The sequence below is a fragment of the Gemmiger formicilis genome (assembly GCF_024462815.1).
Lineage (GTDB): Bacteria > Bacillota > Clostridia > Oscillospirales > Ruminococcaceae > Gemmiger.
This window is the reverse complement of record NZ_JANGCG010000071.1, coordinates 1-270: the sequence shown is the minus strand read 5'-3', so window position 1 is coordinate 270 and position 270 is coordinate 1. Positions and strand designations below refer to the sequence as shown.

1 protein-coding gene is annotated in these 270 nt (G+C 40.7%); it reads right to left on the bottom strand.

Annotation, left to right across the window (positions count from 1 at the left end; translation table 11 throughout):
* Positions 1-59: 59 nt before the first annotated feature.
* Positions 60-270 (bottom strand): hypothetical protein (locus tag NE623_RS14540; RefSeq protein WP_256276165.1); only part of this gene is annotated, 211 nt, incomplete at its 5' end.

Below are 270 nucleotides of genomic sequence, written 5' to 3'. Positions count from 1 at the left end.
CTCGGAATGAAACAACTTCACGTTGGCGAATATGACGAGGGCAAAAGATATGGCAAGTATCAGCAGCAATATGCACAACATTCATGTCCGAATACAGTTTCAATTGTTGGTTCAAGATGGTAGAGAATGGCAAGGTCTGCATTCATTTCAAACATATCAAGTACCTTGTCTATGGGTTGGGGGATATGTACTTCATAAGGAAGGATGGCATAATCTTCGTATGCCTTTGTCTCTCCAATCCAATAATTGTCTATCAAATCTGGCAACAGC